This window comes from Streptomyces gelaticus (assembly GCF_014649535.1).
In the GTDB taxonomy this organism is placed as follows: Bacteria; Actinomycetota; Actinomycetes; order Streptomycetales; family Streptomycetaceae; genus Streptomyces; species Streptomyces gelaticus.
In genome coordinates this window covers 223885-237923 of record NZ_BMTF01000001.1, presented here as the reverse complement: position 1 = coordinate 237923, position 14039 = coordinate 223885, and the positions used below count along the sequence as shown (strand labels likewise).

The 14039-nt window shown below is 70.8% G+C and carries 12 protein-coding genes; 4 read left to right on the top strand and 8 right to left on the bottom strand.

Annotated elements, in window-relative coordinates:
* Nucleotides 1-8: 8 nt before the first annotated feature.
* The gene (locus tag IE107_RS01080) at nucleotides 9-2000 is read right to left on the bottom strand and encodes a Xaa-Pro dipeptidyl-peptidase (protein WP_189539952.1); all 1992 of its coding nucleotides are present in this window, start codon (nucleotides 1998-2000) and stop codon (nucleotides 9-11) included.
* Between the two features lie 211 nt (nucleotides 2001-2211).
* Between IE107_RS01080 and IE107_RS01075 the strand changes: the two genes are divergently transcribed.
* Nucleotides 2212-3705, top strand: coding sequence for a M1 family metallopeptidase (locus tag IE107_RS01075; protein WP_189539950.1), 1494 nt, complete (start codon nucleotides 2212-2214; stop codon nucleotides 3703-3705).
* 149 nt (nucleotides 3706-3854) lie between these two features.
* Nucleotides 3855-4904 carry a LacI family DNA-binding transcriptional regulator gene (locus tag IE107_RS01070; protein WP_189539948.1) on the top strand — a complete coding sequence of 350 codons (1050 nt, stop codon included), beginning with the start codon at nucleotides 3855-3857 and terminating at the stop codon, nucleotides 4902-4904.
* Here the strand turns inward: IE107_RS01070 and IE107_RS01065 are convergent.
* Nucleotides 4867-5784 carry an oxygenase MpaB family protein gene (locus IE107_RS01065; protein ID WP_189539946.1) on the bottom strand — a complete coding sequence of 306 codons (918 nt, stop codon included), beginning with the start codon at nucleotides 5782-5784 and terminating at the stop codon, nucleotides 4867-4869. The two genes, IE107_RS01070 and IE107_RS01065, sit on opposite strands and share 38 nt — an antisense overlap.
* Before the next feature lie 294 nt (nucleotides 5785-6078).
* On the opposite strand from IE107_RS01065, the gene IE107_RS01060 reads away from it, so the two are divergent.
* A complete protein-coding gene (locus IE107_RS01060) occupies nucleotides 6079-7053 on the top strand; it encodes an oxygenase MpaB family protein (protein WP_229866635.1) in 975 nt (324 codons plus the stop codon).
* Here IE107_RS01060 and IE107_RS01055 read toward each other — a convergent pair.
* The 3 genes from IE107_RS01055 to IE107_RS01045 all read right to left on the bottom strand — a co-directional run bounded on the left by IE107_RS01055 (nucleotide 6971) and on the right by IE107_RS01045 (nucleotide 8505).
* Nucleotides 6971-7603, bottom strand: a complete 633-nt coding sequence (locus IE107_RS01055; RefSeq protein ID WP_189539945.1) for a TetR/AcrR family transcriptional regulator — start codon at nucleotides 7601-7603, stop codon at nucleotides 6971-6973. The two genes, IE107_RS01060 and IE107_RS01055, sit on opposite strands and share 83 nt — an antisense overlap.
* A 160-nt stretch (nucleotides 7604-7763) precedes the next feature.
* On the bottom strand, nucleotides 7764-8024 hold the full coding sequence (locus tag IE107_RS01050) for a hypothetical protein (protein WP_189539943.1): 261 nt from the start codon (nucleotides 8022-8024) through the stop codon (nucleotides 7764-7766).
* A gap of 4 nt (nucleotides 8025-8028) precedes the next feature.
* The gene (locus tag IE107_RS01045; protein ID WP_189539941.1) at nucleotides 8029-8505 is read right to left on the bottom strand and encodes a macro domain-containing protein; all 477 of its coding nucleotides are present in this window, start codon (nucleotides 8503-8505) and stop codon (nucleotides 8029-8031) included.
* A 129-nt stretch (nucleotides 8506-8634) separates the two neighbouring features.
* Between IE107_RS01045 and IE107_RS01040 the strand changes: the two genes are divergently transcribed.
* Complete coding sequence (locus IE107_RS01040) at nucleotides 8635-9366, top strand: MerR family transcriptional regulator (protein ID WP_189539939.1); 732 nt, start codon at nucleotides 8635-8637, stop codon at nucleotides 9364-9366.
* 34 nt (nucleotides 9367-9400) lie between these two features.
* Here IE107_RS01040 and IE107_RS01035 read toward each other — a convergent pair whose 3' ends face one another.
* Genes IE107_RS01035 through IE107_RS01025 form a run of 3 tightly spaced genes read right to left on the bottom strand, consistent with a single transcriptional unit; the run spans nucleotide 9401 to nucleotide 14003 of the window.
* Nucleotides 9401-11572: a 3-hydroxyacyl-CoA dehydrogenase NAD-binding domain-containing protein gene (locus IE107_RS01035; protein ID WP_189539936.1), complete on the bottom strand. Its 2172-nt coding sequence runs from the start codon at nucleotides 11570-11572 to the stop codon at nucleotides 9401-9403.
* A gap of 38 nt (nucleotides 11573-11610) precedes the next feature.
* Nucleotides 11611-12825 (bottom strand): acetyl-CoA C-acetyltransferase, encoded by a 1215-nt coding sequence (locus IE107_RS01030; RefSeq protein WP_189539934.1) that lies wholly within the window; start codon nucleotides 12823-12825, stop codon nucleotides 11611-11613.
* A 35-nt stretch (nucleotides 12826-12860) separates the two neighbouring features.
* A complete protein-coding gene (locus IE107_RS01025; RefSeq protein WP_189539932.1) occupies nucleotides 12861-14003 on the bottom strand; it encodes an acyl-CoA dehydrogenase family protein in 1143 nt (380 codons plus the stop codon).
* Nucleotides 14004-14039 lie beyond the last annotated feature (36 nt).

Below are 14039 nucleotides of genomic sequence, written 5' to 3'. Positions count from 1 at the left end.
CCGTGCCGTCAGGCGTGGCCGCCTCCCGGGATGCGGCGGGCGGGCCGCGGCGGTGCCACGCCCTGGACGTCGTCCGCCCGGGGCGCGGCCGTCGCGGACGCGGAGCCCGTGGTGGCCCGTACGAAGGCGCCGGTGCCGCCGACGAACGGCAGCTTCGCGGAGGTGCGGGCCAGGTCGAGGGTGAGCGTGGGGGTGGAGTCGGGCGGGTCGATGAGGTCGCGGTCGGTGCCTGCGACGATCAGGGCCAGGCGGTGTCCTGCCGGGACGACATGGTCGGTGGCCGCCAGGCCGATGGTGAGGGTGACGGCCCGGCCCGGGATGAGCGGGCGGCCTTTCCCGGGGGAGGCATACGTACCGAGGTCGGCCCAGCCGCGGCTGACCACGGTCCGGTCGACCGTGGTGGCCCTGGCCGCGGTGTCCTTGAAGCAGGAGCTGTCCCCGGTGGTGCTCGCGCCCCAGCAGCTGCGGGTGGTGAGGGTGGTGATGCCCTCGCCGGACGAGCCGTAGTCGCGGATGGTGTCGGGGCCGATGTCCACGAGGACCGCGGAGAGGTGCGCGGTCGGGGTGGTCGGGGTCACGGTGACGGTCACCGCGGAGGATCCCGAGAGCCTGAGGTCGGCGGTGAGCGGCGCGGTACGGAATCCGGCCTTGGCACTCGTGGTCCGGTCCAGGTCGGCGGCCCACTGGGTCTCGCTCTGCGCCGGGTCGTCGGTGAACGTCTCGGTGGCGCCGGGGCGGGCCGGCCGCAGGGCCAGAATGCCGACACCCGGCGCGCTTCCGGCGCCGGGGCGCACGGTGGTGGCGTGCGTAGTGCGGGGCGGCCAGACCCGGTCGGTGGACCACTGGTCGGGGTGGCGTTCGATGTCCGCCATCGGCTCGCGGTCGATACCGTTGTCGTAGCCCAGGAGATAGTGGTCGAACCAGCGGTGCAGCGTGTCGACCCATACCTCGCGCCGGTAGTCGAACGGGTCGACATGTCCGGTCTGGGAGAGCCAGATCTTGCGCTCCACGCCCCGGTCGGCGAGCGCGTCCCACCACTGGCCGAGGTGCTTGGTGCGGACGTTGAGGTCCTGCATGCCGTGGACGGCGAAGACGCTGGCGCGAACCTTGCGGGCGTCCTTCACATAGTCGCGCCCGCTCCACAGCTCGGACCAGTCACCGGTGCGCGGCGCCCCGTCGACGAGGCGCTGCTGGACAGCGGCGCAGCGTCCGCGCGCCTCGGGGCTCTCCACATAGCCGGAGAGCCAGTCGGGGCCGCTGTCGTAGAGGGGCGCGCCCTGGGCGAAGTAGTAGTCGTACCAGGAGGAGATGGCACCGATCGGCACGATGGTCCGCAGCCCCTCCACGCCGGTCGCCGCGACGCCGTTGGCGACGGTGCCGTCGTAGCTCTTGCCGATCATTCCGGTGCGGCCGTCGGACCAGCCGGCCGTGGCGCGGGCGTTGCCGGTGCGGGTGGTGTAGCCGTGGGCGCGGCCGTTCAGCCAGTCGATCACGGCCTTGGCGGACTGCACGTCGGAGCGGCCTCCGACGTCGACGCAGCCGTCGGAGCGATTGGTACCGGCCAGATCGACGGCGGCGAAGGCGTAGCCGCGCGGCACGAAGTAGTTGTCGTAGTGGAGCGGGAACCGGACGGGCCGGCCCTCGGCGTCGTACGTCTTGAGCTGGCTCTCGTTACCGCGCCCGCAGCAGGAGTAGTACGGGCTGGCGTCCATGATCACGGGGATCTTCCGGCCCTGCCGGGCGGGTTCGCGCGGCCTCACGATGTCGACGGCGACGCGGTCGCTGCGCCCGTCCTCGTCGCCGTCCAGTCCGGTGTCGACCCAGACCGATTCGCGGACGGCGTTCTCGTAGGAGTAGACGGGCCTGCTCTCCGTCGGCCGCTCCTGACCGGGGCTCGCGCCCTGTGCACCTGCCGGTGCGAGCAGGACGGCCGTCAGGGCGGCGACGGCCACCACCAGCGATCTGTACCTCGAACGGGGACTTCGCACACGATTCGACATGGCCGGAAGGTACCCCGGTCAACTCCCGGACGACAGAGGGCGATCAGCGGCACATATGACGTGATCACGGCGCAAAGGCGTACCGCCGCCGTGGCGGCCGGATGGCGATCGTGTGACAGCCGCGGGCATGGACACGACTGATGCCGTAGTCGCTGAATAGGGTCGACGTGACGGTTCGAAAGATCATTCGCCCCGACCACTTGGAGCATCCGTGCACCGCAGACTCATCGTCCCGAGCGCACTCGCGGCCTCCCTGCTGCTGGCGGTCCCAGCCTCGGCCGCCGAAGGCACCGTGGGCGCCCCGGGCATCGGCGATCCGTACTACCCGGCCAGCGGCAACGGCGGCTACGACGTGTCCCACTACGACCTGCGGCTGAAATACCAGCCCTCGACCGATCTACTGGAGGGCACGGCGACGATCCTCGCCACGGCCACCCAGGAACTCTCCCGCTTCGACCTGGACTTCGGGCTGGATGTCTCCGAGGTCCGCGTGAACGGAAGGAAGGCCGGCCATGTGAAGAACGGCGAGCAGGAGCTGGAGATCACCCCGGCAGCCCCGCTGGCGAAGGGACGGGCCGTCTCGGTGGTGGTGCGGTACGCCGGGAAGCCCTCCGAGGTGAAGATCAACGGCTGGACGTCCTGGGTCCGCACCCCGGACGGCGCGGTCGCCGCCCAGGAGCCGGAGTCGGCCGCGTGGTGGTTCCCCAGCAACGACCACCCGCTGGACAAGGCGACGTACGACATCTCCGTGTCCGTCCCGGACGGCACCCAGGCCATCAGCAACGGCACGCTGCAGTCGCAGAGTTCGAAGCTCGGCTGGACCCGTTTCAACTGGCGTTCCGGCAAGCCGCAGGCGACGTATCTGACCACGCTGGCGGTCGGGAAGTTCGACATCACCACGGACACCACGTCGGACGGGCTGCCGGTCGTCAACGCGTACAGCAAGGACCTCGGTGCCAACGCCGGGGCGGCGCGCGCCAGCATCGAGCGGAGCGCCGAGGTCGCCGAGTGGCTGACGGGGGTCTTCGGTCCGTACCCCTTCGAGGCGCTGGGCGGTTACTCGCCCAACGTGAAGAGCGGCTTCGCCCTGGAGACCCAGACCCGGCCGTTCTACAGCCCGAAGCAGTTCGCGAACGGTGCGAACGTCTCGGTCGTCGTCCATGAACTGGCGCACCAGTGGTACGGCGACAGCGTGTCCCTCAAGGGCTGGAAGGACATATGGATCAACGAGGGGTTCGCCCGCTACAGCCAGTGGCTGTGGTCGGAGAAGGAGGGCGAGGGCACCGCGCAGGAACTGGCGGACTACACCTACGCGCTGCACCCCGCCGACGACGCCTTCTGGAAGGTGAAGCCCGGTGACCCGGGCCCCGACAACCAGTTCGACGCGGCTGTCTACGACCGGGGCGCGCTGGCGCTCCAGGCGCTGCGCAACGAGCTGGGCGACGAGACGTTCTTCGCGCTGCTGAAGGGCTGGCCCGCGGAGCACGCCTACGGGAACGCGAGCGTGAGCGACTTCGTCGCGTATGCGGAGCGAGTCTCGGGCAAGCCGCTCGCCGCCTTCTTCGACGCCTGGCTGTTCCGACCGACGCGGCCCGAGGCCCCGGCGGCGGCCGGGACGCACGCCCTGAATGCCGCCGGGCAGCCCTCCCGGCCCGCTTCCTGGAAGAAGATCGCGGCAACGGACTCCGTGCACGACCACCGCTGAGCGGTCCGGGCACCACTGCCCGTTTTCCCCTGGTGGGGGCGGTGGTGCCCGGCGGTGGGCCGGCGGCGCCGGTTAGGCTGAGGGCGTCGGTGCTGCCCGGACGGCCCCGGCCGTTTCCGGCCCGGTCCCGCGTGTACGAGGAGCGTCTTTTGCCCGGTCCGTCCCACGATCCCGCTCGCGATGCCCGCCCCACGCTGGAGGCCGTGGCGGCCCGCGCCGGGGTCTCCCGGGCGACGGTCTCCCGGGTGGTGAACGGCGGGGCAGGGGTGCGCAAGCCGCTCGTGGACCAGGTACGCAAGGCGGTCGAGGAACTCGGCTACGTACCGAACCACGCCGCCCGGACCCTGGTCACCCGGCGCAACGGCGCGGTTGCCGTGATCATCGACGAGCCGGAGTCCCGGATCTTCTCCGACCCGTTCTTCTCCCGGCAGATCCGCGGCATCAGCCGTGAACTGATCCTGCACGACTCCCAGTTGGTCCTTCTTCTGGTCGAGGGCAGCGGGGACTTCGGCCGGGTCGCCCGCTATCTGGCCGGGGGGCATGTGGACGGAGTGCTGGCCTTCTCGCTGCACACCGACGACGAACTCCCCGCGATCATCCGCAGGTTCCCCGTGCCCACGGTCTACGGCGGCCGTCCGGGCCCGCCCGGCGCCGCGTCCGGACCGGCCGTCCCGTACGTCGACTGCGACAACCGCGGCGGCGCGGCCGAGGCCGTACGCCATCTCGTCGCCCTGGGCCGGCGGCAGATCGCGCACATCGCCGGGCCGCGCGACCAGACCTCGGCCCTCGACCGCATCGACGGCTACCGCGATGTGCTGCCCGACGGCGATCCGGCCCTGGTGGCGGAAGGTGACTTCACCGTCGAGGGCGGCGCGCGGGCGATGGCGGAACTGCTCGACCACCACCCCGGCCTGGACGCGGTCTTCGCCGCCAACGACCTGATGGCCTCGGGGGCCCTGCGGGTGCTGCGCGAGCGCGGTCGCGGGGTGCCGGACGAGGTGGCCCTGGTCGGCTTCGACGACATGGTCTCGATAGCCGAGGCCACCGATCCTCCCCTCACGACGGTCCGTCAGGACATCGAAGGGATGGGCCGGTTGATGGTGCGGATGCTGATGAGCCGCCTCAACGGCGAGGCCGGGGGCGACGAGCCGGCATCGGTGATCACGCCGACCGGGCTGGTGCGCCGGGCTTCCGCCTGAGCCCTCCCCCGCCCCGGACGGCCGCGCGGTGGGCCGCCCGCGCCCTGCGCGCGTACGGGAGATAGCGCAGCCGCTCGGGGAGCACGGGCACCACGCGCCGCACCACCCCGCAGAAGCGCAGCAGTGCGCGCTCCTGCTCGTCCGTCCATTCCAGCCCGATCGCCTCGCGTGCCTGCGGCGGCATCAGCCCGATGGTGACGAAGCGCCGGAACCGGGCCAGCGGCGGGAACAGCACCGGCCACAGTGCCTTCAGCAGCAGCCTGAGCGGCAGCGGCCCGCGGTCCGGAGGCGGAACGGGACGATCGGTGGCGACCAGTTCCTCGACGACCGCGGTCGCCTCGATCTCCTCGGCGAGCACCCTGCGGAAGTACGGCCAGAACTCCTCGATCGTCTGCGGCATGTCCCGGTCCTGGATGCCGAGGATCCTGCCGACCTGGAGCCACTCCCGGTACAGCGCCCGCTCCTGTGCCTCGGTGAGCGGCCTCAGGAGATAGCGTGCGCCGTGCTGGTAGACCGGGAAGCCGGTGGCGTGCACCCACGCGTAGTTCGCGGGCGACAACGCGTGGTAGCGGCGTCCCCGGGTGTCGGTGCCCTGGATGGTGCGGTGCAGCCGGCGCAGCCTGCGCCCCTCCTCGGCCGCCTCCTCGCCCCCGTACACCCAGAGCTGGAGCGAGCGCAGGGACCTCTCGCCGCGCCCCCAGGGGTCCGTGCGGAAGACGGAGTGTTCGTCGACACCTGCGCCGACCGCCGGGTGGGCGACCTGGAGGGTGAGCGCGGCGGGCAGCATCAGCAGGGCCCGGATGTCTCCGGACAGGCTCCACAGCACACCCCCGGGCGGGGGCGGTACGGGGTCGACGCCCCTGTCCGGTTCGCTGCTCATACGGTGCTCCCGACGGTCGGCGGGCGCCCGGCTCGGCGCCCGGCCCCCTGTGTGATCCAGTATGCGAGCGCTTCGGGAGGCACGCGCACCCGCCCCTGCCGGACCCCGTCGCACGCCGTGCAGTCGGCGGTGTTGACGGGACTCGTGAAACAAGTCGATAGTATTTGTAACTTTGACTCCCCATCCGGACGGACCCTCATATCCCTTGCAAGAAAAGGGAGTTGGTCCGTCGCACAGCGACAACCGACAAGAGCGGCCCCGGAGGGAGTCGGTACCCGGACAGGAGGGCGCACCATGGGCCGATACAGCCGCCTGCACGAGATACGCCGGATGGATCCGGCGCGCGACTACGCCGAGATCCTCCGGCTGATCTCTCAGTACGAGTTCCCCTGGGACTACCGGCAGGGGGTGAGCGTCGCCTTCCTCCGGGACTACGGCGTCCCCCGGATCTCCGCGCTCCTCGACCGGACCCAGGAGTTCGAGCGGGCCGGGCAGAAGCGGTACGACGACACGGTGCTGATCGCGTACGAGATGGCCGCCGACGGCTTCGACTCGGAGCGCGGGCGGGCGGCCGCTCGTCACCTCAACCGGATCCATGGCAAGTACAACATTCCGGACGACGACTTCCGCTATGTCCTTGCGACCACGGTCGTGGGGCCGAAGCGCTGGATCGACCGGTTCGGCTGGCGTCCCCTGTGCACCCAGGAGGTCCAGGCGCTGGTGGAAGCCGGCCGGAAGACGGCGGCGATGATGGGCATCGAGGGGGCGCCCGACACGTACGAGGGGTTCGAGCGGCTCCTCGACTCCTACGAGGAGCGGATGTTCGCGTACGACCCGGCGAACCGGCGGGTCGCGAACGCCACGTTCCGCGTGATCGCGAGCTGGTATCCGCGCCCGTTGCGGCCCCTGGTGGCGAGATTCGCGCTCGCGCTGCTGGACGAACCGCTCCTGGCCGCGCTCGGCTTCCGGCCGCAGCCGCAGTGGGTGCAGGAGTCGGCGTCGGCGGCTCTGCGCCTGCGCGCACGGTGCGTCCGCAGGCTGCCGGCCCGGCCACGCAGGTTTCCCGCGCGCCCGCAGCCCCGTTCGTACCCCTTCGGCTGGCGGCTCGACGACCTCGGCCCGCACTGGGCCCGCAACCGCCCCGTGGAACCCCTGCCCGACGAGGCGGACGACCATGCCGGTGGCTCTACCCGGCAGCGAGCAGCGGCACCAGATAGCGACGGGCGAACTTCCGCACCTGGGTGTCGTCGTCCAGCTCGAAACAGCTGACAGGGTTGAGGAGGAAGGAGACGGTGATCCGCACCATCAGTTCGGCGACCGGAGTCGGATCGCTCGCCGGCCGGCCCTCGGCGCGGCGGGCATCACGCAGCCGGTCGGCCAGGTACTCGCGGATGGCGAGGAAGGCCCCTCCGCTCTCCAGGGTCAGGAACGGCAGCATCGTCTCGGGCTCCAGCCTCAGCAGACCGCCGATGAGCGGATGCTCGCGGATATGCCGGAGCACCGCCGCGAAGCCCTCGACGAGCCGGTCCTCCGTCGTCGGCAGCGCGGCCACTGCCTCGTCCACCTCCACGACGAAGCGGCGGTACTCGCGCAGCAGACAGGCGGAGACGAGGCTGTCCTTGTTGCCGATCCGCCGGTACACGGTCACCCGCGAGACCCTGGCGCGCTTGGCCACGTCGTCGACGGTGGAGCGGCGCAGCCCGAAGGTCATGAACTGCTCGCGCGCGGCGTCCAGGATCTGCTCGCTCAGCGCGTCGGAGGGCGGCGTCGCGCGGAGCGCCAGGGCCAGCCGTGTCTCGTCGGTGCTCCGTGCCGTCATGGGCCCTCTCCCGTTCCGCCGCTTCCACCCCACCATAGGAGCCGACACGGAGTGACTTGCCCCGTATCCCTGTATCAACGGGCGCCCCCGGTGTCCGGTGGGCGCCCCGCCTTCGGCGCGACGGTGCGGCGGGTGCTGCTCGCAGGTCCCGGCGAACGTCTCACGGGTCACCGCGTCGGTGGCCGCCTCGGTCGTGCCCGGCCGGACGGCGCGCCGTCACCGCCGAGCCGCTGAACGGGCCCGTGAACCCGTCCGGTTCGCTGTCGGGCCGGTCCACCAGCAGGTGGCAGACCGCGTCCTCGTCCGCTCCGGGACCGAGCAGGGTCAGCAGGGCCCCGCCCACCGAGCCGCCCGGTGCAACAACACCGGGAGGTCCCGGCGCTCCGCGCCCCGCCTCGGCACCCGCCAGGAGGCCGGACACCACCTTAATCGAAGTCGTACACCGTCACCGGTATGTCCCGGTCGGTCAGCCGCTTCTCGATCAGGGGCTCTATCCGGGACCACTTCCCGCCCGCGAGCCCGCAGCCGATCCGCGGCATGTGGACCGAGGCCCCCAGCTCGCGGGCCCGGCCGGCCACCGCGTCCAGCCCCGCCTCGATCGCCTCGTAACGCACCGGGGCCCCGCTGCTCCCTCTGCGCATCCCTCGCTGACCCACCATGTTCGCCACCCAGACATACGGGCTCACCTGCACGAACTGCACCGCGCCGAGGGAGAAGTCATTGTCCGCGCGCTCCCGGTGCCACCTGCGGTAGGCCGCTTCGGGTTCGGGCCAGCGGCGCGAGAGCGCCAGGACGAATCCCTTGCCCCAGCCGCCCAGGTCGTTGCAGACGTGGACGATCAGCTTGACACCCTTGCCGAGGGGCGCGGTGGCATCCCCCTGTACGTACCTGATCTCGGACATGTCCTCAGGCTAGAGGGCGCCTCTGACAACCGGGCTCTTTCACATCAATGGTGAGACAGCAATACTGTTGCACCGAGGTGGATCACGCGCACAGCGGACCGCCCTCAGGGCCGGACACGAGGAGCACATATGGCGACCGGGGCCGAGGAACCCACGCTCACCGTCGACGAGCTGGCGGCGCGGGCCGGGGTGACCGTGCGTACGGTGCGTTTCTACAGCACGCGCGGGCTGCTGCCGCCCCCGGTCATCGGACCGCGCAGGGTGGGGCACTACGGGCACGACCACCTCTCCCGGCTGGCGCTCATCGAGGAGCTCCAGCACCAGGGCATGACGCTGGCCGCGATCGAACGCTACCTGGAGCAGCTGCCACCGGATCTGAGCGCGCACGACCTGGCGATCCACCGGGCCCTGGTGGCGTCCTGGGCACCGGACTCGGCGGAGGACGCGACGCGGGCGGAGCTGGAGCGGCGGGCCGGCCGGGCGCTGACCGAGCAGGACATCGCGCGGCTGGCCGCGATGGGGGTGCTGGAGCGCGCGGAGCCGGTCGCCGGCTGCTACCGGGTGGACCCGGGGCTGCTGCGGCTCGGGGTCGAGCTGCTCGGCGTGCCGATCGCGCACGAGACGATCCTGGCCGCCCGCACGGTTCTGCTGGAGCACTCCCGCTCCGCCGCGCAGGAGCTGACCCGGCTGTTCCGGGACGAGGTGTGGGGTCCGTACCGGGAGCGCGAGTCGGACCCCGAGCACGTGGCGACGATGAAGTCGCTGTCGGCCCATATGCAGCCAATGGTGATCCAGGCGCTGGTGACCGCGTTCCAGCGGTCGTTGAAGGAAGAGCTGCGGGCCGCGTTCACGGCGGAGTGAACACGGCCCGTGGGGCGTGCGTCGGTCGTGGGGCTCAGTCGTGGAAGGTCTCGCCCTTCTCGGCCTTCTCCACGAGCAGCGCGGGCGGCAGGAAGCGGTCGCCGTACCGCTCCGCGAGCTCCCGGGCGCGGGCGACGAAGCCGGGCAGGCCGCCCTCGTACCCGTTGATGTACTGGAGCACGCCGCCGGTCCACGGCGGGAAGCCGATGCCCATGATGGAGCCGATGTTGGCGTCGGCGACCGAGACGAGGACGTTCTCCTCCAGGCAGCGGACGCTGTCCAGGGCCTCGGAGAACAGCATCCGCTCCTTCATGTCGATGAAGGGGATGTCCGTGTCCGGCTTCGTGAAGTGCTCCCGCAGTCCGGGCCAGAGGCGGGTACGCGTGCCGTTCTCGTCGTACTCGTAGAAGCCCGCGCCGCCGCTGCGTCCCGGCCGGTCGAACTCGTCGACCATCCGGTCGATGACCACGTCCGCGGGGTGTCCGGCCCAGGTGCCGCCGGCCTCCTCGACGGCCCGCCGGGTCTCGTTGCGGATCTTGCGGGGCAGGGTGAGCGTCAGCTCGTCCATCAGGGAGAGCACCTTGGCCGGGTACCCGGACTGTGCCGCGGCCTGCTCGACGGACGCGGGTTCGACGCCCTCGCCGACCATGGCGACGCCCTCGTTGATGAACTGGCCGATGACGCGCGAGGTGAAGAAGCCGCGCGAGTCGTTGACGACGATCGGGGTCTTCTTGATCCGGCGGACCAGGTCGAAGGCGCGGGCCAGGGCCTGGTCGCCGGTCCGCTCGCCCCTGATGATCTCGACCAGCGGCATCTTGTCCACGGGCGAGAAGAAGTGCAGCCCGATAAAGTCGTCCGGGCGCTCGACGCCTTCGGCGAGCACGGTGATGGGCAGGGTCGAGGTGTTGGAGCAGAGCAGCGCGTCCGGCTCGATGATGTCCTGGATCTCCTGGAACACCTTGTGCTTGAGAGCGGTGTCCTCGAAGACGGCCTCGATGACGGCGTCGCAGCCCGCCAGATCGGCCGGGTCGCCGGTCGGGGTGATCCGGGCCAGCAGTTCGTCACGCTCGGCCACGGTGGTGCGGCCCCGGGCGAGCGCCTTGTCGAGCAGCTTCTCGCTGTACGCCTTGCCCTTGGCTGCGGCCTCGGCGGAGACGTCCTTGAGGATGACCTCGATGCCGGCGCGGGCGCAGGAGTACGCGATTCCGGCGCCCATCATCCCGGCGCCGAGCACGGCGACCTTGTCGACCTGGCGCTCCTCGATGCCCTTGGGACGGCTGGCACCGGAGTTGACGGCCTGGAGGTCGAAGAAGAACGCCTGGATCATGTTCTTCGCGACCTGGCCGGTGACCAGCTCGGTGAAGTAGCGGGCCTCGATGGTCAGTGCGGTCTCGAAGTCGACCTGGGAGCCCTCGACGGCGGCGGCCAGGATGTTGCGCGGCGCGGGCATCGGGGCACCCGCGAGCTGCTTCTTCAGGTTGGCCGGGAACGCCGGCAGGTTGGCGGCGAACTTGGGGTTGGACGGAGTGCCGCCGGGGATCCGGTACCCCTTGACGTCCCAGGGCTGCTGGGACTCGGGGTTGGCGTCGATGAAGGCGCGGGCCTTGTCGAGCATCTCCTCCCGGGTGGCGGCGACCTCGTGGACCAGGCCGTTCTCCAGGGCGCGCCGCGGGGTGTACTGGGTGCCCTGGAGAAGGACCTTCAGCAGCGCGTCGGCGATGCCCATGAGGCGTACGGTGCGGGTGACGCCGCCGCCGGCGGGCAGCAGGCCGAGAGTGACCTCGGGCAGGCCGATCCGGGAGCCGGGTGCGTCGAGGGCGACGCGGTGGTGCGAGGCGAGCGCGATCTCGTAACCGCCGCCGAGCGCCGCCCCGTTGATGGCGGCGACGACGGGCTTGCCGAGGGTCTCGATGCGGCGGAGCGAGTTCTTGATGGCGGTGCCGGTGTCGAAGGCCTGCTGGGCGTTCTCGGGACCGACCTTGATCATGTCCTTGAGGTCGCCGCCCGCGAAGAAGGTCTTCTTGGCGGAGGTGTAGATGATGCCGCGGATGGAGTCCTTCTCGGCCTCGGCGCGGTCGGCGACGGCCGCGATGGAGTCCTTGAAGGCCTGGTTCATCGTGTTGGCGGACTGGTCGGGGTCGTCGAGTACGAGGGTGACGACGCCGGTCTCGTCCTGTTCCCAGCGGATGGTCGTGCTCTCGGTCATTGCTTTTCTTCTCCGTAGGCAGGGGTGGCCGGGGACGGTCAGAGACGCTCGATGACGGTGGCGACGCCCATGCCGCCGCCGACGCAGAGGGTGGCGAGGCCGTACCGCTGGTCGCGGCGCTCCAGTTCGTCGATGAGGGTGCCGAGGATCATCGCTCCGGTGGCGCCGAGGGGGTGGCCGAGTGCGATGGCGCCGCCGTTGACGTTGATCCTGTCGAGCGGGAGGCCCATGTCCCGGGCGAAACGGAGCACGACTCCGGCGAACGCCTCGTTGATCTCGACGAGGTCGATGTCGTCGATGGTCAGCCCGGCCTTGGCGAGTGCCTTGCGGGTGGCGGGCGCGGGGCCGGTCAGCATGATGGTCGGCTCGGAGCCGGAGACGGCGGCGGAGACGATCCGGGCGCGTGGCGTGAGTCCGTAGCGCTCGCCGACCTCCTTGTTGCCGATCGCGACAAGCGCGGCGCCGTCGACGATGCCGGAGGAGTTGCCGGCGTGGTGGACGTGGTCGATCTTCTCGACCCAGTGGTACTTCTGCAGCGCCACCGCGTCGAAGCCGCCCATTTCGCCGATCGCGGCGAAGGAGGGCTTGAGCGCGGCGAGCGAGTCGGCGGTGGTACCGGGCCGCATGTGCTCGTCGTGGTCGAGCACGACGAGTCCGTTGCGGTCCTTGACGGGGACGACGGAACGCGCGAAACGGCCGTCCTTCCACGCTTCGGCGGCACGTTCCTGGGAGAGGGCTGCGAACTCGTCGACGTCGCGCCGGGAGAAGCCCTCGATGGTGGCGATGAGGTCGGCGCCGATGCCCTGCGGGGCGAAGCCGGTCTCGAAGCTGGTCATCGGGTCCATCGCCCAGGCGCCACCGTCGGAGCCCATCGGGACACGGGACATCGACTCGACGCCGCCCGCGAGCACGAGGTCCTCCCAGCCCGAACGGACCTTTGCCGCGGCCAGGTTGACGGCTTCCAGACCCGAGGCACAGAAGCGGTTCTCCTGGACGCCGGCGACGGTGTCCGGGAGACCGGCCGCGATGGCGGCGATCCGCGCGATGTCCGAGCCCTGGTCGCCGAGCGGGCTGACCACGCCGAGGACGATGTCGTCGATGGCCGCCGGGTCGAGGCCGGGGAAGCGGCTGCGGAGCTCGTGGATGAGGCCGACGACGAGGTCGATCGGCTTGGTGCCGTGCAGGGCTCCATTGGCCTTGCCGCGGCCGCGCGGGGTGCGGATCGCGTCGTAGACAAACGCTTCGGTACTCAAGACAGCAGCCTTTCGGGGGTGGTTGTGCGACAGGGTCAGGCGAGCAGCGAGCGGCCGATGATCTCCTTCATGATCTCGGTCGTGCCGCCGTAGATGGTCTGGATGCGGCCGTCGGTGAACGCCTTGGCGACCGGATACTCCGCCATGTAGCCGTATCCGCCGTGCAGTTGGAGACAGCGGTCGGCCACGCGCTTCTGCAGTTCGGTGGCCCACCACTTGGCCATCGAGGCGTGCACGGCGTCGAGCGTCCCGTCGGAGTGGTCGACGATGCAGCGGTCGAGGAAGGTACGGGTGACGGCGCACTCGGTGGCCATCTCGGCGATCTCGAACCTGATGTGCTGGAGCTTGGAGAGCGGCCGTCCGAAGGCCTCGCGCTCCTTGACGTACCGCGTGGTGATCTCCAGCAGGTGTTCGGCCGCGGCGATCCCGGCGACCGCTATGCCCATCCGTTCCTGCGCGAGATTGGTCATCAGGTGGATGAAGGCACCGTCCCGCTCGCCGAGCAGGTTCTCCTTGGGGACGCGGACGTCGCGGAAGAACAGCTCTGCGGTGTCCTGGGACTTCTGGCCGATCTTGTCGAGGTTGCGGCCCCGCTCGAAGCCCTCCGCGCCGCGTTCGACGACGATCAGCGAGAGTCCCTTCGCACCGCCCTCGGGGGTGGTCTTCGCCACGACGATCACCAGGTCGGCGAGGATGCCGTTGGAGATGAAGGTCTTGGACCCGTTGAGCAGCCAGTGGTCGCCCCTGTCCTCGGCGGTGGTGCGGATGCCCTGGAGGTCGGAGCCGGCGCCGGGTTCGGTCATGGCGATGGCGGTGATGGTCTCGCCGCTGCAGAAGCCGGGCAGCCAGCGCCGCTTCTGCTCCTCGGTGCCGAGACCGGTGAGGTAGGGGCCGATGATGTCGTTGTGCAGCCCGAGCGCGAGACCGGGCGCACCGGCCCGGGTGAACTCCTCGGCGAGTACGGCGCTGTACCGGAAGTCGGTGTTGCCGCCGCCCCCGTACTCCTCGGGTACTGCGAGGCCCAGCAGCCCCTGCCGGCCGGCCGCGAGCCAGGCCTCGCGCGAGACGATGCCGTCCTTCTCCCACTGCTCGTAGTGCGGGAGGACCTCCTTGGTGAGGAAGGTGCGCACGGTCTCGCGGAACGCGTCGTGCTCTTCGGTGAAGATCTGCCGCTGCACTGGGGCCTCCTGGAGCCGGTGTTGACGGTGGGGATG